This is a genomic window from Agrobacterium sp. 22-209-1 (assembly GCF_053522485.1).
Genome location: NZ_JBNWCH010000003.1, coordinates 656,836 through 677,142, shown reverse-complemented (window position 1 = coordinate 677,142; position 20,307 = coordinate 656,836). Strand labels below are relative to the sequence as shown.

The window sequence follows — 20,307 nt, the reverse complement described above, 5'->3', positions numbered from 1 at the left end:
CCATAGGGATTTACGCTGGTAACGCGGGGTGGAGCAGCCCGGTAGCTCGTCAGGCTCATAACCTGAAGGCCGCAGGTTCAAATCCTGCCCCCGCAACCAACGATCCCTGCGATCCACTCAAGCCCTTGCCACGCAAGGGCTTTTTTGCGTTTCTGGACTGATGAAAACACTTCAGGTCTGCGCCTGCAATTATCGGCCCGATTTCCAGCCTTTTGTCACCTGAGATGGTGGAAAAGCCGGATATGCGGGTTGCGGGAACGCTCCAGGCTAAAGGCTGAGATCCGGAAGAACGGTGCGGATGTGGTTACCCAGCGCCCTGGCTGCTGAAGATGTCTGCGCGTCGGCAAACTCGATGGCAATGCCGATCGTTGGTAGGGGTGGTAGCCCGTTTTTGACGATATGAAGGTCGGCTGGAACGGCTGTCCTTGTCAGCACGCTGATGGCGTGGCCGGAGCGTGCGATTGCGATGAGGCCGGAAAGGCTGTTGCTGGCGAAGGCGACACGGTAGCGGCGATTGGCGGTTTCCATGGCGGCGCACGCCGCGCGGTGATCCAGCGTCACGGGCGCGGAGAGTGCGAGCGGCAGCACATCCTTGGCGAGGAGATCCGGCTCAGGCCTGTCCGCCACCCAGACGAAACTTTCCCTGCGGAGCACATCGCGGTGATCCGGATCGGATTGCGAAACCAGGGCCATGTCGATCTGGCGGCGCTGCAGGAGGGGACGCAATTCCGTCGTGGGCGCACAGACCATGCGCAGGTCGATTTTAGGGTAGGTGCCGAAGAAGCCTCTTAGCAGTTCCGGCAGGAAGGCAATGGAATAATCTTCAGGGCAGCCAAGGCTGACGGTTCCCTGCAGCGTCGCCTCGCCCATATCGGCAAGGATTTCGTCATGCCGGGCAAGCAGGGCGCTGGCATGGGCAAGCAGTCTCTCTCCCGCTGCGGTTACACGCACTCCAGAACCCGTTCGCTGCAGCAGGATATGGCCTACCAGCCCTTCCAGCCGCTGCATCTGCGTGCTGAGCGCAGATTGGGTGCGGCCAATCTGCATTGCGGCGACACTGATGGAGCCGGCGCGAGCGACGATGATGAAGTTCTTCAGCAGGGTGAGATCGAGCATGGCGATATCAAGATTGTCGATACCGGAGTATAATACTATCAATTGGACTGAGGGGGCAATGGGTGGTTATGTTTCCGCAAGATAAACTTTTGGGGAATGTGCCATGGACAAGCCTGCGAAGACCTTCGCCTCGCTCAATGACGAACCGGCTTTCTGGGAGGCCGCCAATAAACATCTGACCCGCTACGGACCGGCCTTCGAGGAGATCATCGTCGAGCGGGCTGAGGGAAGTTTCGTCTATGATGCGGATGGGCGCGCCATTCTCGATTTCACCTCCGGCCAGATGAGCGCGTTGCTCGGGCATACCCATCCGGATATCGTCGCCACCGTCAACCGGCAGATGGCATCGGTCGCGCATCTATTCTCGGGCATGTTGTCTCGCCCGGTCGTCGACTTGGCGGCGCGGCTGGCGGCGCTTGCGCCTGGTCTCGATCGTGTGCAATTGCTGACCACCGGGGCTGAGTCCAACGAGGCGGCGATCCGCATGGCGAAGCTCGTGACCGGCGGGCATGAAATCGTCGCTTTCGCGCAGAGTTGGCACGGCATGACGGGCGCTGCGGCCTCCGCTACCTATAGTGCCGGCCGCAGGGGCTATGGCCCTGCCACGGCTGGCTCACTCGTTATTCCCGCGCCGAACGCCTATCGTCCGCGCTTCAAGAATCCCGATGGATCGAATGACTGGCAAGCGGAACTCGACGATGCCTTCGAACTGATCGATCGCCAGTCGACCGGCAATCTTGCCGCCTTCATTGCCGAACCGATCCTGTCGAGTGGCGGTATCCTCGAACTGCCGGTCGGCTATCTCGCTGCGCTAAAGAAAAAGTGCGAGGAGCGCGGCATGCTGCTCATCCTCGATGAAGCCCAGACCGGTGTTGGCCGAACCGGGCATATGTTCGCCTTCCAGCGCGATCGTGTGACCCCGATATCATGACGCTGTCGAAGACACTCGGCGCCGGCCTGCCGCTTGCGGCGGTGATGACGAGCGCGGAGGTCGAACAGAAGGCCTTCGAGAGGGGTTTCCTGTTCTATACGACCCATGTTTCCGATCCCCTGCCGGCGGCTGTCGGCGTGACGGTTCTCGATGTGGTGGCACGCGATGGGCTGGTGGAACAGGCGATTGCCCGCGGAAACCGTTTGAAGCAGGGGTTGCTCTCGTTGCAGCAGCGCTTCGAATGCGTTGGTGACGTGCGCGGGCGCGGGCTTTTACTCGGACTTGAAGTCGTCGCCGACCGGCATACGAAAGCCCCGGGTTTCGAACTCGGTGCACGCATCATGCAGGAGGCGATGTTGCGTGGCCTCAGCATGAACATCGTCAAGCTGCCCGGCATGGGCGGCGTCTTCCGCATTGCGCCGGCGTTGACGGTATCGGAGCCGGAAATCGATCTTGGGCTGGAGATACTGGCGGATTCGATCGAATCCGCACAGCTTGCCCGCTAGGTGTGGCCGGCATTTGCCGGGAAGGTCAGTTCAACCCTTGCGCCTTCGCCGGGTCTGGAAGTGATATGCGCTTCGCCGCCGCTCTGGCGCACGAAACCGTAGACCATGGCGAGGCCGAGACCTGCGCCGCCATGGTCGCCCCGCGTGGTGAAATAGGGCTCGAAGGCCTTGTCCACAGCCTCCGGCGTCATGCCGATGCCCTCGTCGGCGACGGCGATCACCAGCGAATCTTTGCCTGAAGCGGCCTCGATTGAAATCAGGCCGCCATCGGGCATGGCGGCTGCGGCGTTCAGGCAGAGATTGAGGATGGATTGTTCGAAAAGGGCCGGGTCCAGCGGTATCGAGGGAAGATCGTCATCGATATGGAGCGCGATCCGGCATTTGGGGCCGACAGCGATTTCGAGAATATCGGCCATGCCGCGCAGCAGGCTGGCGACATTGATGACGCTTGGATGTATCGGTTGCTGGCTGCCGATGGTAAGCATGCTGCTGGCCAGAGAGCGGCCGCGATCCGCCGCCTTGCGGATGCGGGCGATGTGCCGCTTCTGGCGGTCGTTGAAACCGGCCTCCCGCTCCAGAAGACCGAGGCTGCCGGTGATGATGCCGATCATGTTGCCCACCTCATGGCTGACCTGGTGGGTCATGCGCATGATGCCATCAAGTCTCTGGGCTTTGACGGCTTCCGCTTCCTGGCGATCGAGCGCGGTCACATCGCGGGCGAGCAGCACGATGCCGCCGTCCGGCTGGCGTGACATCGATACTTCGATCACCCGCTGATCGTCAGTGCGGTGGCGCAGGACTGCGCGGTCGAGCAGTTCTCCCCGCTCTGCCTCGAAGGGTAGCAGGGCCGGGTCGATTTCCGGGATCGGCTCGACAAACCGGCGAAGCGGCAGTTTTCGCGATGAGCCGGAGCGTCCGACGAGTTCGATGATGCGGCGGTTCATGGTGATGGGCCTGCCGGCCGGATCGAAGAGTGCTATTCCCTCATTCATGGTGCGGAATGTCGAGCGGATGGTCCGGGCTGCCGCTTCCGCCGTGCGCCTGAGGCGCGAGACGCGGTCGACGCTGTCATGGAAGGCGCGAAACGCATCGAGCAGCCGGATCAACTCCGTCTCGGGACCAGTATACGAGGGCGGGCCGACATCCTTATTTCCTTTCGCAAGGGCATTCATGCCGTTGGAGAGCGTCACTATCCCGCGCGAGACACGCATCACTGAGCGGATCGAGAAGATCGCCACGATGAGAACCAGAAGCGAGGCGACGGCGACAATGATCAACAGTCGGTTGAGAGCATCGGAGGTCGAAATCAGGTCTTCGTTCAGCCTGCGCGCAACCGCATCGCCCTGGGTCTCGGTTGCGTGGGAAAGATCGCGCGACACGGTGTGAAGACGGGACACCGAGGCACGGATGGCGAACATTTCCAGAAGGTAGCGGCTCTGGGCCTCGAAGACCCGCTCATAGGGGTGCAGCTCGGACACGGGCAGGCGTTCGCCGGGATAGCCCTGTTGGCGCGCTGTTGTTTCCGCCACGTAACGGCGGCGCAGTTCACCAAGCTGGAAGAGGCTGTCGGATGCGGATGCGGCCTGCACGATGCCGTTCATTCGCCGGCGCAGTTCCGGATCTAGGATGCCCTGACCGGTGGCGATTTCGCCGAGTGCTGCTGCCGCTTCCGCTTTATGGCCCTGTGCCGCATCGGCATCCTTCGCAAGATCGAGCGTCTGTTCCCGGATAATCTGGAGGAGTTCAACGATGCGTTCGCTGGCAAAGCCGCGGGTAATCCGTTCGCCGCCGCCCGATCCTGTCATTTCGAGCAAAATATCGACCTGCTGGACCACCGAGCGGCTTTCGCTGGAAACGCGGTAGGGTGAGGCGGCGTTCATCAGAAACGGTGCGCTGGAGACGAGATCGGAGACCTGCCGCGAGACCAGCGACGCCTTGGCGAGACTGGAAAAGGCCTGCAACCCATAAGCCGCCATTTCATCGCGGGCGCGCTGCAGACCATAAATGGCGATGGCGGAAAGGCTGAAGACGAGGAGGCAGGTAAAGACGATCGCAAAGGGCAGGCGGAAGGCGATGGAGGACAGGAAGGAGCGGCTGATCACGGGGAAAGCTCGCCCTCGTCGGTATGCAGGACATAACCCTTGCCGCGCCGCGTCTTGATGTGGCGCGGAAGGTCGGGGTTTATCTCGATCTTGCGCCTGAGCCGCAAAACCAGCACGTCGACATTTCGGTCGATATAACGGTCGCTTTCCGAACCCAGCCTGTCGAGGATCTGGGAGCGGCTGACGGGCTGGTTGGGTGTTTGCGCCAATATTTCCAGCAGCGCGAATTCCGCAGTCGTCAGCGTTCGGCTATGATCGCTCAGGCAGACCGCCCGGCGGGCGTCGAGATCGATCGCCCAGTCGCCAAGGCACAGCGCCCCGCGCCCTTGATCGCTGTCCTTGTCCTGTTTCAGCGAAGGGATCGTTCGCCGCAAGACGGCCTTGATCCGGGCGGTGAGTTCGATCGGTTCGAAGGGTTTGACAACATAATCGTCGGCGGCCGTTTCCAGACCGAGAACCCGGTCAGCGGCGCTGCCGGCGGCGGTGACCATGACGATACCGATGTCGATCTGGCTGCGCAGCCGCTGGGCGAAGGTGCGTCCGGACGTGCCGGGCAGATTGTGATCGACGAGCACAAGCTGCATCCTTTCGCGCGCCAATATCTCGTCCGCCTCCTCGGCGGAGCGCGCGCAGGTGGGTAGCCAGCCCTCCGCCTCAATGAGGTCCGAGATGAGCTCGGCCATATCCGGATCGTCCTCGACGATCAGAATGCGAACCTTCTGATTAAGCACTGCACTTTCCTCCCATCACCATCATAGGCATGGCAGCGGCGATCTTCAAAGGCTCGCTGGTTATCGCTGCTGTCATAAATGTAATATCTGTAATCTTGTTCGGCGGTGCGGTGAAAGATTGGTAACCATTCTTCGATTGCGGTGCGGGCTGGATGTGACATGCTGTTGGTGGAGACTGGAACGGGGAGGTTCCAGGCAGGGAGGCTTAATTGAAAGCATTGACCGCACTTGCGGCGAGCATGGTCCTATGGCTGTGCGGCGCAGGGCATGGCATGGCCGAGCCGAAGTTGAACGTCCTGTGCGGCGTCGACGAGGCCTGGTGTTTGACCATGAAGCAGGCTTTCGAAGCCAAGACCGGTCTCGAGATTTCGATGGTGCGAAAGAGCACCGGTGAAATCCTCGACCAGATTCGCGCCGAACGATCCCATCCCACTGTTGATGTCTGGTGGGGCGGTACCGGCGACACCCATTTGCAGGCCGGCTCGGAAGGGTTGCTGGATGAATACCGGCCCGTCCACCAGCAGGATTTGTTGCCCTGGGCGCAGAATTTCTCGGTAATGTCGGGATCGCGGTCTGCGGGAATTTATGCTGGCGCGCTGGGTTTTGCCTATAATTCGGAACTGCTTGCAAAGAACAATCTGCCGGCGCCGACCTGCTGGAAGGACCTGGCGAAGGATGTCTATCGCGGCCATATCCTGACCGGCAATCCGAACTATTCCGGTACGGCCTTCACCATGCTGGCCACCCTCGTCCAGCTGTTTGGCGAGGAGGAGGCTTTCGGTTTCATGGCGAAACTCAACCAGAATGTCGTGAGCTATACCAAGGTGGGCGCTGCGCCCGTCAAGGCGGCGGCGCGGGGCGAGATCATGATCGGGATTTCCTTCATGCACGATGCCGTGACCCAGAAGATCGAAGGTTTTCCGCTGGTCATCGTCGCGCCGTGCGAGGGCACCGGTTATGAAATCGGGGCTGTGAGCATCGTCAAGGGCAATCGCAATTCGGCCCTTGCACAGGATTTCGTGGAATTTGCGCTGAGCCCGGAAGGGCAGGCGACCGGGGCCCAGGCCGGCCAGAACCAGGTGCCTTCCAATGCCCGGGCGACATTGCCGCTGACCGCACCTGACATATCGATGATCAAGATGGTGGATTACGATTTCGCCACCTTCGGACAGCCGGAAGAGCGAAGTCGGTTATTGAGCCGCTTCGACAGCGAAATCCACCCCACCCAGACCCAGTAGGGCAAAAACCAACATCCCGAAGAGACAGCGCGTGCTGCAAGACGCCGCGACCGGCAGCGCCATGTCTGCGCGCGGCCCAAGAATTCAGACGCAAGCTACAGGAGGATAACCATGCGACTGACGATATTTTCCACCCTGCTTTTTGCCGGCACGGCACTCAGCGCCGTTTCCGCGCAGGCGGCGGGCGAACTCAACCTGATCTGCTCGGCCGATGTCGTCATCTGCGAGCAGATGAAGGGCGATTTCGAAAAGACGCATGACATCAAGGTCAATATGGTGCGCCTGTCTTCGGGCGAGACCTACGCCAAGGTTCGCGCGGAAGCCCGCAATCCGAAGACAGACATCTGGTGGGCTGGCACCGGCGATCCGCATATGCAGGCGGCATCCGAAAACCTGACGCTCGAATACAAGTCGCCGATGCTGGACCAGTTGCAGGACTGGGCCGTGAAGCAGGCGGAAAGCACCGGTTACAAGACTGTCGGCGTTTATGCCGGTGCACTTGGCTGGGGCTACAATACCGAAATCTTCAAGTCCAAGGGTTACAAGGAGCCGAAGTGCTGGGCCGACCTGCTGGCGCCGGAGCTGAAGGGCGAAATCCAGATCGCCAATCCTAATTCGTCCGGCACCGCCTATACGGCGCTCGCGTCGCTCGTGCAGATCATGGGCGAGGATCAGGCGATTGATTATCTGAAGAAGCTTAACGCCAATATCTCGCAATATACAAAGTCGGGTTCTGCGCCGGTCAAGGCGGCGGCGCGCGGAGAAACGGCGCTTGGCATCGTCTTCATGCACGATGCGGTGGCGCAGACGGCGGAAGGCTTTCCGGTCAAGTCCATCGCGCCGTGCGAAGGCACGGGCTACGAGATCGGCTCGATGTCGATCATCAAGGGCGCCCGCAATCTCGACAATGCGAAGATCTGGTACGACTGGGCGCTGAAGCCCGAAGTCCAGTCGCGCATGAAGGACGCCAAGTCCTTCCAGCTTCCCTCCAACAAGACGGCGGAAGTGCCGAAGGAAGCGCCGAAGTTCGAGGATATCAAGCTCATCGACTATGACTTCAAAACCTATGGCGATCCGGCCAAGCGCAAGTCGTTGCTGGAGCGTTGGGACCGCGAAGTCGGTGCGATCGCAAACTGATCTGAACCACTGATCTGAACTCAGGCGACAGGCATCCCGGCTTTTTAAGCCGGGGTGTCCGCCACTCTTTCATCGGCATGAAACAAGCGAGGTCGGCCATGACACGTGGCAATCGCAGGCTGGACATCGTCCTGGCGCTCGGGGCTTTTGCCCTCATTCTTCTCCCCTGGTATCGCATCGAAGGCGGCTTTTTCAGCTTCCGCTGGCTGTCCGGATTTTTCTCTTCGGCCAGCGATGCGCCCGGTGTGCTGCAAATATTGTCCTATGGAAAACCATGGCTCGTCGGCATCGTCCTCTTTTTCCTTGCCGCGTGCCTTGTTCGGCCGATGCGTGATCCAATGCGGCGTGGCGGGTTGCTTGCCTTCATAGGCGCCGCCGGTCTCTTTTTCCTCGCCTTGCAGGGGCTGGCGATCGGCTTCAGCGGCTGGACCTGGACGGCGAGCGAGAACCTCTTCGGCATGCTTGCCGACGGCCAACCCTCCATGGGCGCCGGCGCCGTCGTCATGTCGCTTGTCTTCGTGCTTCTCTTTGCCTTCGGGCTTGCAGAACGCGGAGTCATGAAAGGCGACGCCTTTGTCGTCGCCGCCATTTCTGTTCTGGTCTTCCTCGTCGCGGTTTTTGTCTTCTATCCGATCGGCAGCATGCTGATCGCGTCCGTTCAGGATTTCGACGGCTCCTTCAATGCCGATGGTTTTATTCGCAATATTCAGGATCCCGGCATCTGGAGCCTTGGCTGCGTTACGGGGGAAGAGCGTTGCGGCGTTGCCTGGCGCACGCTGTTTCTTGCCCTGATGACGGCTTTCGGTTCGACCGTGCTCGGTCTCGGCTTTGCTCTGATCGCCACCCGCACGCGCTTTCCTTTCAAGAAGGGCCTGCGCCTTCTCACCGTTCTGCCGATCATCACGCCGCCTTTCGTCATCGGACTTGCGTTGACGCTGCTTTTCGGCCGTGCCGGTGTTGTCACCGAATGGCTTTCTTACCTCTTCGGCATAGAACCGGGCCGCTGGCTTTACGGCATGACCGGCATCTGGATCGCACAGGTTCTGTCCTTCACGCCCATCTCGTTTCTGGTGCTGATCGGCGTGGTCGAAGGCGTCAGCCCGTCTATGGAAGAGGCCTCGCAGACGTTGCGCGCCGACCGCTGGCGCACCTTCTGGCGGGTGTCTCTGCCGTTGATGAAGCCCGGTCTCGCCAATGCTTTTCTCATCGGCTTCATCGAGAGCATGGCGGATTTTGGCAATCCGCTGGTGCTCGGCGGCACCCATGGCGTGTTGTCGACGGAAATCTTCTTTGCCGTCGTCGGCTCACAGAACGATCCGTCCCGCGCTGCGGTTCTGGCGATCATCCTGTTGTGCTTCACGCTTTCGGCCTTCCTTGCCCAGCGCTTCTGGCTGGCGGGCAAGAATTTTGCGACGGTGACGGGCAAGGGTGACAGCGGCGCGCATATCGCGCTTCCGCGTGGCCTGTCCATCGGCGTCCACGCTGTCGTCGTGCCGTGGATGGTCTTCACCATCGTTGTTTATGGCATGATCCTTGTGGGCGGTTTCGTGAAGACCTGGGGTCTCGACAATTCCCTGACCCTAGACCACTACGTCCGCGCCTTTTCCATCAGCTTCTCCAATGGCTCGATTGCCTGGACAGGCGTTGCCTGGAATTCGTTCTGGACGACCATGAAGATCGCATTGGTTTCCGCACCGCTGACCGCCGCCGTCGGTCTTTTGACCGCCTATATCATCGTGCGGCAGAAATTTGCCGGGCGGAACCTCTTCGAATTCGCGCTGATGATGAGCTTTGCCATTCCCGGCACGGTCATCGGCGTCAGCTACATCATGGCCTTCAACCTGCCGCCGGTGGAAATGACGGGATCGGCACTCATCCTCATCGCTTGCTTCGTGTTCCGCAACATGCCGGTCGGCGTGCGCGGCGGCATTGCGGCGATGAGCCAGCTCGACAAGAGCCTCGACGAGGCCTCGCTGACGCTGCGGGCCAATAGTTTCCGCACCATCCGCAAGGTCATCCTGCCGCTCTTGAGACCCGCAATCACGGCCGCGCTGGTCTATTCCTTCGTGCGCGCCATCACCTCCATCAGCGCTGTCATCTTCCTCGTCAGCGCCGAATACAACATGGCGACCTCCTATATCGTCGGCCTTGTCGAGAACGGTGAATATGGGGTGGCGATCGCCTATTCCTCAATGCTGATCGTGGTGATGATCACCGTCATCACAGGCTTCCAGCTCATTGTCGGCGAGCGTCGCCTGCGGCGTGAAAACCGCGTCGCCGGCCTGCCCTCCGCTTCCTCCGTTCCTCTTGCCCAGGAGAAAACCGCATGATTTCCGTAAAGCCCGGCTCCGTCACCTTTCAGAATGTCCGCAAGACCTTTGGCGCCTTCACCGCCATTCCCGACCTGTCGCTCACCATTGAGCCCGGCACGCTGGTGACGCTGCTCGGTCCCTCCGGCTGCGGCAAGACGACGACGCTGCGCATGCTGGCGGGCCTCGAGCATCCGACCTCGGGCCGTATCCTCATCGGCGACAAGGATGTGACCATGCTGCCTGCCAATGAGCGCGATGTCTCGATGGTCTTCCAGTCCTATGCGCTTTTCCCGCATATGACGGCGCTCGACAATGTTGCCTACGGCCTGCAATCCTCCGGGCTGCGCAAGGCGGAAGCGCGGGAAAAGGCGGAAGAGGGTTTGAAGCTTGTCGGCCTTGCCGGCATGGGGCATCGCCTGCCCGCCGAACTTTCCGGTGGGCAGCAGCAGCGTGTCGCGGTCGCCCGCGCTCTGGTGCTCGAGCCGCAGGTTCTGCTGCTCGATGAGCCGCTTTCCAACCTCGATGCCCGCCTTCGCCGCCGGGTCCGCACGGAAATCCGCGAATTGCAGCAGCGGCTTGGCTTTACTGCCGTCTATGTGACGCATGATCAGGATGAGGCGCTGGCTGTTTCCGACCGGATCATCGTGATGAAGGATGGCGAGATCGCTCAGTCGGGTGCGCCACGCGATCTTTACGAAGCCCCGGCTTCCGCCTTCATCGCCGATTTCATGGGTGAGGCGAATGTCGTCGGCTGCGAAGTGATCAGCATTGAGGGTTCGGACGCACTGATCCGCGTTGGCGGCATCGATCATCGGGTTTCGGCGCGCAACGCAAAACCCGGCCCGGCGAAACTTGCTGTGCGTCCCGGCTCGATTTCCATCGGACAGCTTGGCGGGCCGGGCCTTGCCGGCCGGGTGCTGCACAGCGCCTATCTCGGCGGTCACGTCGAATATGAGGTGGAAACCGATATCGGTACGCTTTTTATTGTCGACCACGCCGTGGAGACCAGCCTGCCGGCAGCGAGCAATGTGACGCTGGGGTTCAAGAACCGGGGCATTGCCTTGATTCAGGCTTGAAGCCGCTCCTGCACTCAGGATTACATGGCGATAGAGGCAGATTTGTTCTGCCTCTGTCCGTCGGGAGCGCCGGTCTCAAATATCCTTTGCCAGACGCAGCGCGTCGTAGATCGCCGCATGGGTATTGCGCGCGGCGACCGCATCGCCGATCCGGAAGAGCCGGTAGGCGCCTTCCGGGTTGCGCTCGACCGTCTGGGCCGTTCCCGCAAGCAGGGCGTCATAGGAGATTTCGCCAAGGTTCTTTGAACCGGGCTTGAGTTCGAAATAAAGGTCATCCAGCGGGATTGTGCCGTGGTTGACGACGATCTGGTCGACGGTTCTCGATTTCGCCACGCCGCCATAGTCGCTGCCGACATGGGCGATAAGCTGGTTGCCATTTCTTTCCGCCGCTTCCAGCCGGTAGGTAACGGTGAAGGTGACATCGTGTTTTTGCAGCGAGCGCATATAGGGAACGAGGTTCATGGCCATAACTTCCGGGGCGAAGGCGCGGTCGGGCGTCATGATCTCAACCCTTGCGCCTGCCTTTGCCAGAAATTCGGCGGCCTGCAGACCTGCATGGTCGCCGGCATCGTCAAAAACCAGCACATTCGTTCCCGGTTTGACGTCCCCGGAAATGATATCCCATGCCGAGACGACGAGATCGGCGCCGCTGGAAAGCACATCGGTGTGCGGCAGACCGCCGGCGGCGATGAGAACGACGTCAGGGTTTTCCGAAAGAACCGTGTCCGCTTCGGCCCAGTTGTTGAAGTGGAAGGTGACGCCCAGCCTTTGACACTGGCTCATGCGCCAGTCGATGATGCTGATCATTTCCCGGCGGCGTTCGCTTTGCGCGGTTAGCCGGATCTGGCCGCCGGGATTGTTGGCGGCCTCGAACACAACGACCTCATGGCCGCGTTCGGCACAAACGCGCGCGGCCTCGAGCCCGGCCGGACCGGCGCCGACGATCACCACCTTCCGGCGCTCCGCCGCTTTGGGTATCTCGTGCGGCATGGTTTCCTCACGGCCCGTTGCCGCATTGTGAATGCAGAAGGCGAGACCGCCCTGATAGATGCGGTCGAGACAATAATTGGCGCCCACGCAGGGGCGAATATCTTCCTCGCGTTTTTCCATGATCTTGCGCACGATATGCGGGTCGGTCATGTGGGCGCGGGTCATGCCCACCATGTCCACCTTGCCGGCGGCGATGGCGTGGCGGGCGGTGGCGACATCGGGGATCTTGGCGGCGTGGAAGGTTGGGAAACTGGTCGCGGCGCGGATTTCACCGGCGAAATCGAGATGCGGCGCGTTGGCCATGCCTTGGATTGGGATGACGTCGGTCAGGCCGGGGTCGGTATCGATATGGCCCCTGATGACATTGAGATAGTCGATCAGGCCGCTATCCTTCAATCGTCTGGCAATTTCGATGCCCTCTGCCTTTCCGGTGCCGCCCTCAAGACATTCGTCGGCGGTATAACGGACACCGAGGATGAAATCGTCGCCCACGCGTTCGCGCATCGCCCTGAAGACGTCTAGACAGAAGCGCAGGCGGTTTTCGAGCGGGCCGCCATAGGGACCGTCCAGTTCATTGGTCAGCGGCGAGACGAACTGGTCGATCAGATGGCCATAGGCTTCCAGCTCCACGCCGTCCATTCCGCCCGCCTTCATGCGTTCGGCGGCGTCGGCGAAGTCCTTGATGATACGCTCGATATCCCAGTCCTCGATCTTCTTCGGAAAAGCCCGATGCGCCGCTTCGCGATGATGGGACGGCGCAAGGATTGGCAGCCAGTCCCCCTTGTCCCAGCGGGTGCGGCGGCCGAGATGTGTGAGCTGGATCATGATCGCCGCACCCTGTTCATGCACGGCGTCGGTCATTTCCCGGATCCATGGGACGATTTCATCCTTATAGGCGAGTAGATTGTTGAAGACGGGCGGGCTGTCCCTGGAGACAGCGGCGGAACCGGCTGTCATTGTCAGCGCAACGCCGCCCTTTGCCCGCTCCACCGTGTAGGCGCGGTAACGTCCCTTCGGCATGCCATCCTCGGGATAGGCGGGTTCGTGCGATGTGACGATGATGCGGTTGCGCAGCGTGAGGTGTTTTAGCTGGTAGGGCTGCAGAAGTGGATCGCTCGACATAGCCTGCTCCAAAAGGTTTCTATCTCAAGGCTAAGCGTTAATGTACACTTGTGTCAATTTACAAAACACAGTTGTCTTTCTTTTCGACATGGGTGTACATCCGCTTGTCGCGAAGAGGCCTATTTGCTACGAACTCGTTATGGAAGCGACATTGAACGACACCGGTTGGCGTGGATCGCAGGAGGGGTGGCTTGAGGCCGCCTATCAGGCTTTGCTGGAATCGGGCGTGGATTCCGTCAAAATCCTGCCGTTGGCGAAGAAGCTAAATCTGTCGCGCACGAGTTTCTACTGGTTCTTCAAGGACCGGGAGGAATTGCTGGCCGCGCTCGTCGCCCGCTGGCGGGAAAAAAACACCGGAAACATCGTCACGCAATCCGAAGCCTACGCCGAGACGATGGCCGAAGCCATGCTGAATGTTTTCGATTGCTGGCTGGATTCCTCGCTCTTCGACAGCAGATTTGAGTTCGCCGTTCGAAGCTGGGCTCTTCAGTCCGATGAGATTCTTGCGGAAGTTCGCAAGGCTGACGAGATGAGAATGGCGGCGCTTTCACGCATGTTCGTGCGGTTCGGTCACAATGAAAACACGGCGGATGTGCGTGCCCGGACCACCTATCTGGTGCAGATCGGCTACATTTCCATGCAGTCCGAGGAAGATGTGGCGGTGCGGATGCAGAGGATTCCGGACTATATCGCCATCTATACCGGTGAGATGCCGCAGCAGCGCGAGCTTGACCGGTTTTATGCGAGACACGGGTACAGACCGGGTTCGTAAACCTTAGGCGACACGTCCATAAGACCGCCCTTTTGCGAAAACACACGCAATGCCGTCGGATTTTGGCAGGCAGGGTGGTAGAAGATGAACTGTCCGTGCGTCCTCGTGCAATGTAGCTGCAACATTCAGCGAACAGTGGTGAGGGTGGCAAGGATTCATCTGGGGAACGTCATTGCGTATCTTGCTTCTTGAGGATGAACCCGAAATGGCGCGCGCGCTTCTTGAAGCCCTGCGTCGGCGCGATGTGCTTGCCGATCATGTCCGCACCATCAGCGATGCTGAAGCCCTTGCGCGGGACGGGTCTTACGATGTTCTGGTTCTGGATCGCCGCCTTCCCGATGGCGAGGGGCTGAATCTGGTGGCTTCGCTTCGCCGGAGCAGGCATTCCGTGCCTATCCTTGTTCTGACGGCGCTTGGAAGTGTCGATCACCGTGTCGACGGGCTCGATGCCGGAGCGGATGATTATCTTGCCAAGCCCTTTGCAATCGAGGAGCTGCTCGCTCGCCTCAGGGCTCTGCATAGACGCGGCCCTTCTCTTTCCGACAGATATGCGCATTTCGGAAATCTGAGCATCGATCCGCGCAGCAATGAGGTCAGCATTGCCGGCTCCATCATCGAGTTGCGGCGTCGGGAATATCTGGTGCTGGAGGCGCTGATGCGTCGTCCGAACCGCATCGTCACGCGGGCGAACCTGATCGAGGCGGTCTATACGCTCGATGACGAGATCGAGTCCAACGCTCTCGATGCGCACATTTCCCGTATCAGGAAGAAGCTGGCGCAGGCGGAAGCCTCGGTGGAGATAAGGGCCGTGCGGAATATCGGTTATCTCGTCCGGTTGAAGACATGACACAGGAGCGCAATCGATCCCTGCGATGGGGGCTGATGAAGCGACTTTTCGCATTGCAGGCGTTTCTGCTCGTGCTTTTCGTCATCCTTCTCATAGGCTGGATATGGATCATTGATCCGCGGCTCGAAGGTGCGAATGAAGAGGCCGCCCGCATCGTCGCGGAGAGCGTGACGAAGGATGGACAGGGCAGGCCGCAACTTTCGGCGACGCCGGAGCTGGCGGAGCTGAAACGGCGCTATCCGAATCTCTGGTTTGTGGTGCGGGACGCCAAGGACATCGTCTTGCAATACGGCGTTGTTCCGGCGTCTGCCCTGTCGGCGGCTTTTCCCTGGAGTTTTGACCGCGCGCGGCTGGAGGCGGCCGGTACAGTGCGCGCCACCGTGGAAAACCGCGATACATCCGCCGGGCGGCTTCAGTTCATTGCCGGGACGGAGGAAGGAATTCCCAATGACGGGCTGAGCATCTGGATCAATGTTCAGCTGGATCTGGAAAAGGATGCCGAGGGCGCCATCCGCTGGCTGACCGTGCTGCCAGCGCTGGGTTTCATCATCCTCATCGCCGTCGTGCCCATGCTGATCCTGACGGGCATCGCGACACTGCTCGTGACCCCTCGGGCGGTCGGCCGCTCTTTGAGCGGGCTGATGGAAACCGTCAAACAGGCGCAGTCCATCGATTTCGAGAACCGGTCTGAGCGGATCGACCGTTCGAAAGTTCCCCTTGAAATCATCCCGCTGGTGGATGCCTTCAACGTCGCGCTGTCGAGGCTCGATGACGGGTATAATCGCCGCAACCGCTTTCTTGCCGATGCGGCGCATGAACTGCGGACTCCGATCGCAATCGTACGCACTAGAGCCGACCTCTTGCCCGATGATGCACTGAGCCGTCAGATCAGGGCCGATATCGACCGATTGACCCGCGTTGCGCAGCAGCTGCTGGAAATGCAGGCGGTGGGTGCGGTGAAACTGCCGGCTGAGCCGCGCGATCTCAATAGGCTTGTCGAGCGCATCGCGACCGATCTCGCCCCGATTGCGATGGATGCCGGTTACGAATTCGATTTCGAGCCAGGCGTGGGCGACGTCGTTTTCACGGTGCAGACTTCGATCATCGAGATGGCGGTCGTCAATCTCGTGCGCAACGCGATAGACCATGCCGGGGGCAAAGGCGCAATTACGATCCGGATCGATCCGGCCGGAGCCATTGAGGTCTGCGATGAAGGGCCGGGCATAGCCGTTTCGGAGCGCGGGCAGGTATTCGAGCCGTTTCACCGTATCAACACGAATTCGCCCGGAGCAGGCCTTGGGTTAAATCTGATCCAGAAGGCGGCGGAGCTTCATTGCGGCCGTGTTCTGTTCCTCGATCTCAATCCCGGCTTCTGTGTCCGGCTCGAGATTCGATCGATAGTTTCCAAAGGGGCTGCGACCGCGCGCTGATAGTGAAATTTCTTACAATTCGGTTAAGAAAACACATCCAAACCATTTAAATAAATAAATAATTTCTAATAAAATTCGCCCGATGTAATGCAGACGCAATTCTCGTGGGGAAAATCCCCTTATCTGCTGAACGCATCCGCATGTCATGTCGGCCGGCGCAGCAGACTAACGGGAGCCGGTTTCCGGTTCTTCAACGCGAACTGAAACTTGGCTGCGCCACAAGATGGCGCATCGGTTTCGTCTGGAGTCATTCATGTCGATCATCAAGAAATCGCTTGTCGCCGTGACCATCGCCGTCGCGGTTGCAGGCAATGCCTACTCCGCTGATCTCACCAACTACAACACGCAGCAATCCTTCGATTATGGCAATCCGCCGGCCTTCTCCTGGGGCGGGGCCTATGTGGGTGTGCATGGTGGCGTCTCCTCCCCGAAATTCAACCCACTGGCCAGCGGCCGAGGCCTGACGGGCGGTGTGCAGGCCGGGTATAACTTCCAGTTCGGTTCGGGCGTGGTCGGTGCGGAACTCGAAGGGTCCTATCTCGGGAACGAGGCGCGTGTGCCGAACGGTCGGTTGCGGGAACGTTTCCGTGGCGCGGCCAAGATGAAGGCCGGCGTGGCGCTTGACCAGACGCTCATTTACGGCACTGCCGGCCTGACCACGACGAAGTTCAAGGACGGCAATGGCGTGACGGGTCCCGATGGCTGGAAACAGGGTTATCTGGTCGGGGCAGGCGTTGAACAGAGCTTCGGCGGCGGCCTGTCGGCAAAGTTCGAATATAATTATGTGAGCACAGGAAATGTGGCCACGACGACTTCAAGCGGCAGGTCGAAGACCGATATCAGCGATCATGTCATCAAGGCCGGCCTGAATTATCGTTTCTGATCGGCCCGCCCCATGACCGGCCCAGGGAGAATTTTCAAAAGAACGCCGCCGCTTTCAAGGTGAAGGCGGCGGTACAATAACATGGACCGCAAAACAGACGGCGCCAGATGAAATCCGGAAATGATCATTCGCATTCAAGCGACGGCTGCCGGAAACTTGTTACGTACCACTCGTTGCCGGAACTGCGCGTATAGAACGTATAATAGCAATCGATGCGTTCGACATAACCTGGCGTTTCCGACACTTCATATCGCTCACCGCGCCGCGTTGTCCGCACCTCGCCACTCGATGACCCGGAAACAACCTGTGTCTTTTTCTTCCGCCATTGAAAGGCCTGCTGGCCGGGGCCCAGACTATAAATATTGTCTGGCGGCCCATAGTCCAGCATCACGCTGGTAATGGGCGCGCCAATATAGCTTTTCATGACGGTTGAGGCGCAGGCCGTGAGCAGCATGGACGCGCTGGCGATAAGGATGATTGCTGTCGGGACTGCGAGTGAGGCTCTGCTGGACATGGGAATTCCTTTCAGCTGCGGGGACATACCGCAGGGATAGGAACAGCTTGTTGCAAGTACATTGCACGGCAAGATCGCTGGGCGGGCCGTGACTGCCGGTTGGTCTTAGCTAGTTCGCCGGCTATCTGTGTCAGAGGCCGGCAATGTTGCGGCCGATATGGCGCAGTATGCTTTTGAAGAGTTTTACTTCGGCCGGGTCGAGGCCTTCGATCGCGGTTTTTTCGAACATGGCGGCGATGGGCATGAGTTCATCGGCCAGTTCCTCGCCCTTCGGGGTGAGGGTGATGCGCACGATGCGCGCATTGTCGAGCGGTCGTTCGCGGCTGACGAGGTTACGCCGGACCATCAGCCCCACCAGCCGGGAAAGCGTGGAAATCTCCACCGACACCATGTCCGAAAGCTCGGTCAGCGTCTTGCTCTCCTGCTGCCGCAATGTGGCCAGCACCCGGTACATCGGCAGGGTGATGTCATAGGAGGCCAGTCTCACGGAAAAGCGCTCGCCAAGCCGAACGCCCACCCAGTTGAGCAGGTAGGGTACCGAGTCGGTGAATTGATAGGACACGAGCAAATCCCCGTTTGAGAGCCATCTGCGCAGATGCTGATGTGCGCCTATCGGCTGTACCGGCACAATCCATCCGTTTCAATAGCTTCGCCCCATAAGACGGGGGAATGCGGCGTTCTCCCTTTCACAAAAAATGGCGAATAACATTTGCATTGACAAACATTGCAAATGCAAATAAATAAGAGCACAGGATTTGGGAGGATCTCATGACATCAGCATTGTTTGGCCTCGGCAGCCTTGCGCCCGAAGGCGTCGGTCAGAATTTCCGTTCAACGATGCGCCGTTTTCCGGCGACTGTGACGATTATCACGGCCTGTGCTTCGGGTGATCAGCGCGATCACGGCATGACGGTCACGGCCGTCACTTCGGTCTCGATGGAGCCGCCATCCCTGCTGGTCTGCCTGAACAATCGCACCCTGCTGCATGAACTGCTGCTGTGCCGGCCCGATTTCATCGTCAATGTGCTGACGCAGGATCAGATTGCCCTATCGGATGCCTTTAGCGGCAAGGTGTCGCCGGAAGAGCGTTTCCGCGACGGTCAATGGCATCGCCACGACAATGGCGTTCTCTATCTGCCCACGGCCCATGCCGCCATCGCCTGCCGCCGGGTCGCGGCCATGCCTTACGGAACCCATACCGTTTTCATCGGGCAGGTTGTTTCGGCCGATGTCAGCGAGGTGACACGACCGCTGCTTTACGAAAACGCCCAATATTGCGCGGCAAGCCCCTCGCACGAACCTGCCTGAATTTCCGCGATCAGAGCATTCCCGCAAGGAGACAATCATGAACGATATGAGCCATGCGCCGCAGCCGGTGCAAACGAACCCGCGTGCCCGCCTCGCCAGCCGCGTTGCCGGCATAGCCGATCTTTTCCGGGCGAGCGCCAGACAGACGGAGGAGGCCCGGCGCGTTCCCGCCAGCCACATCGAGGCGCTTCGCGGCATCGGTTATTTCGATATCGTCAAGCCCTGCGCCTTCGGCGGCAAGGGCGGAGATTTCGCCGAGTTGGTCGAGGCCAATATCGAGCTTTCGGCCGCCTGTGCGTCGACCGGCTGGGTCGCCGGCCTGCTGTCGGCCCATCAATGGCTGCTGGCGATGTTTCCGGAAGAGGCGCAGGCCGATGTCTGGGGTGAAAACCCCGACGCACTGCTGTGCGGTTCCTATGCGCCGGTGAAGATGGCGGAGCTTGCCGATGGCGGTTATCGGCTGAGCGGCAAATGGGCCTTCGCCTCAGGTTGTGAGAACGCGCAATGGTCGCTCTGTGCCGCCATCCTGCCGCCGCAGGGCGAGGGAAAGCCGGTTCCGGCCTTCTTGCTCGTTCCCGCCGGGCAATATGTGATTGAGGACACCTGGCACGTGGTGGGCCTGGCCGGCACGGGTTCCAAGACGCTCGTTCTCGATGATGTCTTTATTCCCAAACACCGGGTTCTGACCTTCCCCGACGCCACCAGTGGGAAGACGCCCGGCGGACGATATTATGCGGAAGAGGGTCTGTTCAACATGCCGCTTCTGACCGGCATCCCCTCCTGTCTTGCGGCGGCGGGCGTCGGTGCGGCGAGGGGGGCGCTTGCCGCCTATGTCGATCACGTCGGCGGCCGGGTGACGCGCGGTGCGGTGGCGGGCGGCAATAATCGCATGGCCGAATTTCCAACCATCCAGCTGCGCGTTGCGGAAGCAGCGGCGAGCGTCGATGCGGCTTGCGAAATATTGCTGCGCGATGTCGCCCGGGCGCAGGCGCTTTCGCAGGCGAGGATCGAAGGTCGGGCGGAGTTTACCGTGGATGACCGCCTTCTCAGCCGCCGCGGCCAGTCCTTTGCGGTGTCTCTCGCCCTGCGCGCCGTGCAGGCGCTCAACGATTCCACCGGCGGCGTCGGGCTCGATCTTTCCAACCCGGTGCAGCGGGCGTGGCGCGATGCCAATGCGGTCGGCCGCCATATCAGCATGAACTGGGACGCCGTCGGCACCATGATCGGTCAGAGCATGCTCGGGCTGGAACCCAAGGGCCAATATTGATCGCTTCTCAGGCGGCAAATCATAC

At 60.3% G+C, this 20,307-nt stretch carries 16 protein-coding genes, 1 tRNA gene and 1 pseudogene; 12 read left to right on the top strand and 6 right to left on the bottom strand.

What is annotated here, in order from left to right:
• The first annotated feature begins 22 nt into the window (after positions 1 to 22).
• Positions 23 to 99, top strand: a tRNA-Met gene (locus ACQZ48_RS11135).
• A 168-nt stretch (positions 100 to 267) separates the two neighbouring features.
• Here the strand turns inward: ACQZ48_RS11135 and ACQZ48_RS11130 are convergent.
• Positions 268 to 1,116: a LysR family transcriptional regulator gene (locus ACQZ48_RS11130; protein WP_173990182.1), complete on the bottom strand. Its 849-nt coding sequence runs from the start codon at positions 1,114 to 1,116 to the stop codon at positions 268 to 270.
• Between the two features lie 103 nt (positions 1,117 to 1,219).
• On the opposite strand from ACQZ48_RS11130, the pseudogene ACQZ48_RS11125 reads away from it, so the two are divergent.
• Positions 1,220 to 2,553: pseudogene (locus tag ACQZ48_RS11125) on the top strand (aspartate aminotransferase family protein).
• Here ACQZ48_RS11125 and ACQZ48_RS11120 read toward each other — a convergent pair.
• Positions 2,550 to 4,655: a sensor histidine kinase gene (locus ACQZ48_RS11120; RefSeq protein ID WP_137410928.1), complete on the bottom strand. Its 2,106-nt coding sequence runs from the start codon at positions 4,653 to 4,655 to the stop codon at positions 2,550 to 2,552. The pseudogene ACQZ48_RS11125 and the gene ACQZ48_RS11120 sit on opposite strands and share 4 nt — an antisense overlap.
• The gene (locus ACQZ48_RS11115) at positions 4,652 to 5,386 is read right to left on the bottom strand and encodes a response regulator transcription factor (RefSeq protein WP_137410927.1); all 735 of its coding nucleotides are present in this window, start codon (positions 5,384 to 5,386) and stop codon (positions 4,652 to 4,654) included. Before ACQZ48_RS11115 ends, ACQZ48_RS11120 begins: the two co-directional genes overlap by 4 nt.
• Positions 5,387 to 5,625: 239 nt before the next feature.
• Between ACQZ48_RS11115 and ACQZ48_RS11110 the strand changes: the two genes are divergently transcribed.
• The 4 genes from ACQZ48_RS11110 (at position 5,626) to ACQZ48_RS11095 (ending at position 11,149) form a co-directional block, all read left to right on the top strand.
• Positions 5,626 to 6,624: an ABC transporter substrate-binding protein gene (locus ACQZ48_RS11110; protein WP_077981330.1), complete on the top strand. Its 999-nt coding sequence runs from the start codon at positions 5,626 to 5,628 to the stop codon at positions 6,622 to 6,624.
• Positions 6,625 to 6,735: 111 nt separating this feature from the next.
• On the top strand, positions 6,736 to 7,761 hold the full coding sequence (locus ACQZ48_RS11105; RefSeq protein ID WP_077981331.1) for an ABC transporter substrate-binding protein: 1,026 nt from the start codon (positions 6,736 to 6,738) through the stop codon (positions 7,759 to 7,761).
• A 98-nt stretch (positions 7,762 to 7,859) separates the two neighbouring features.
• A complete protein-coding gene (locus ACQZ48_RS11100; RefSeq protein WP_077981588.1) occupies positions 7,860 to 10,091 on the top strand; it encodes an ABC transporter permease in 2,232 nt (743 codons plus the stop codon).
• Positions 10,088 to 11,149, top strand: a complete 1,062-nt coding sequence (locus ACQZ48_RS11095) for an ABC transporter ATP-binding protein (RefSeq protein ID WP_077981332.1) — start codon at positions 10,088 to 10,090, stop codon at positions 11,147 to 11,149. The genes ACQZ48_RS11100 and ACQZ48_RS11095 overlap by 4 nt, the downstream gene beginning before the upstream one ends.
• 75 nt (positions 11,150 to 11,224) lie before the next feature.
• Here ACQZ48_RS11095 and ACQZ48_RS11090 read toward each other — a convergent pair whose 3' ends face one another.
• Positions 11,225 to 13,261, bottom strand: coding sequence for an oxidoreductase (locus tag ACQZ48_RS11090; RefSeq protein WP_448728817.1), 2,037 nt, complete (start codon positions 13,259 to 13,261; stop codon positions 11,225 to 11,227).
• Between the two features lie 139 nt (positions 13,262 to 13,400).
• Here ACQZ48_RS11090 and ACQZ48_RS11085 point away from each other — a divergent pair, with 139 nt between their 5' ends.
• The 4 genes from ACQZ48_RS11085 to ACQZ48_RS11070 all read left to right on the top strand — a co-directional run bounded on the left by ACQZ48_RS11085 (position 13,401) and on the right by ACQZ48_RS11070 (position 17,193).
• Positions 13,401 to 14,033, top strand: coding sequence for a TetR/AcrR family transcriptional regulator (locus ACQZ48_RS11085; protein WP_162520551.1), 633 nt, complete (start codon positions 13,401 to 13,403; stop codon positions 14,031 to 14,033).
• A 172-nt stretch (positions 14,034 to 14,205) separates the two neighbouring features.
• Positions 14,206 to 14,880 carry a response regulator transcription factor gene (locus ACQZ48_RS11080; protein ID WP_448728816.1) on the top strand — a complete coding sequence of 225 codons (675 nt, stop codon included), beginning with the start codon at positions 14,206 to 14,208 and terminating at the stop codon, positions 14,878 to 14,880.
• A gap of 35 nt (positions 14,881 to 14,915) precedes the next feature.
• The gene (locus ACQZ48_RS11075; RefSeq protein ID WP_193559325.1) at positions 14,916 to 16,310 is read left to right on the top strand and encodes a sensor histidine kinase; all 1,395 of its coding nucleotides are present in this window, start codon (positions 14,916 to 14,918) and stop codon (positions 16,308 to 16,310) included.
• A gap of 253 nt (positions 16,311 to 16,563) precedes the next feature.
• A complete protein-coding gene (locus ACQZ48_RS11070; protein WP_173990149.1) occupies positions 16,564 to 17,193 on the top strand; it encodes an outer membrane protein in 630 nt (209 codons plus the stop codon).
• A 124-nt stretch (positions 17,194 to 17,317) separates the two neighbouring features.
• On the opposite strand, the gene ACQZ48_RS11065 is transcribed toward ACQZ48_RS11070, so the two are convergent.
• A complete protein-coding gene (locus tag ACQZ48_RS11065; protein ID WP_191217796.1) occupies positions 17,318 to 17,707 on the bottom strand; it encodes a hypothetical protein in 390 nt (129 codons plus the stop codon).
• Positions 17,708 to 17,837: 130 nt separating this feature from the next.
• Positions 17,838 to 18,269, bottom strand: coding sequence for a MarR family winged helix-turn-helix transcriptional regulator (locus ACQZ48_RS11060; protein WP_004433168.1), 432 nt, complete (start codon positions 18,267 to 18,269; stop codon positions 17,838 to 17,840).
• 206 nt (positions 18,270 to 18,475) lie between these two features.
• Here ACQZ48_RS11060 and graD point away from each other — a divergent pair, with 206 nt between their 5' ends.
• Together graD and graA are read left to right on the top strand one after the other, a co-directional pair.
• Positions 18,476 to 19,015, top strand: a complete 540-nt coding sequence (gene graD / locus ACQZ48_RS11055) for an FADH(2)-dependent resorcinol hydroxylase reductase component (RefSeq protein WP_077981341.1) — start codon at positions 18,476 to 18,478, stop codon at positions 19,013 to 19,015.
• 37 nt (positions 19,016 to 19,052) lie between these two features.
• Complete coding sequence (gene graA / locus ACQZ48_RS11050; RefSeq protein ID WP_448728815.1) at positions 19,053 to 20,282, top strand: FADH(2)-dependent resorcinol hydroxylase oxygenase component; 1,230 nt, start codon at positions 19,053 to 19,055, stop codon at positions 20,280 to 20,282.
• Positions 20,283 to 20,307: the final 25 nt, after the last annotated feature.

Coding starts and splice junctions, on each gene's coding strand:
- ACQZ48_RS11075 (WP_193559325.1), top strand. CDS start 14,916: ATGAAGCGACTTTTCGCATTGCAGGCGTTTCTGCTCGTGCTTTTCGTC.
- ACQZ48_RS11130 (WP_173990182.1), bottom strand. CDS start 1,116: ATGCTCGATCTCACCCTGCTGAAGAACTTCATCATCGTCGCTCGCGCC.
- graA (WP_448728815.1), top strand. CDS start 19,053: ATGAACGATATGAGCCATGCGCCGCAGCCGGTGCAAACGAACCCGCGT.
- ACQZ48_RS11095 (WP_077981332.1), top strand. CDS start 10,088: ATGATTTCCGTAAAGCCCGGCTCCGTCACCTTTCAGAATGTCCGCAAG.
- ACQZ48_RS11110 (WP_077981330.1), top strand. CDS start 5,626: ATGGTCCTATGGCTGTGCGGCGCAGGGCATGGCATGGCCGAGCCGAAG.
- ACQZ48_RS11070 (WP_173990149.1), top strand. CDS start 16,564: ATGTCGATCATCAAGAAATCGCTTGTCGCCGTGACCATCGCCGTCGCG.
- ACQZ48_RS11105 (WP_077981331.1), top strand. CDS start 6,736: ATGCGACTGACGATATTTTCCACCCTGCTTTTTGCCGGCACGGCACTC.
- ACQZ48_RS11100 (WP_077981588.1), top strand. CDS start 7,860: ATGACACGTGGCAATCGCAGGCTGGACATCGTCCTGGCGCTCGGGGCT.
- graD (WP_077981341.1), top strand. CDS start 18,476: ATGACATCAGCATTGTTTGGCCTCGGCAGCCTTGCGCCCGAAGGCGTC.
- ACQZ48_RS11065 (WP_191217796.1), bottom strand. CDS start 17,707: ATGTCCAGCAGAGCCTCACTCGCAGTCCCGACAGCAATCATCCTTATC.
- ACQZ48_RS11085 (WP_162520551.1), top strand. CDS start 13,401: ATGGAAGCGACATTGAACGACACCGGTTGGCGTGGATCGCAGGAGGGG.
- ACQZ48_RS11090 (WP_448728817.1), bottom strand. CDS start 13,261: ATGTCGAGCGATCCACTTCTGCAGCCCTACCAGCTAAAACACCTCACG.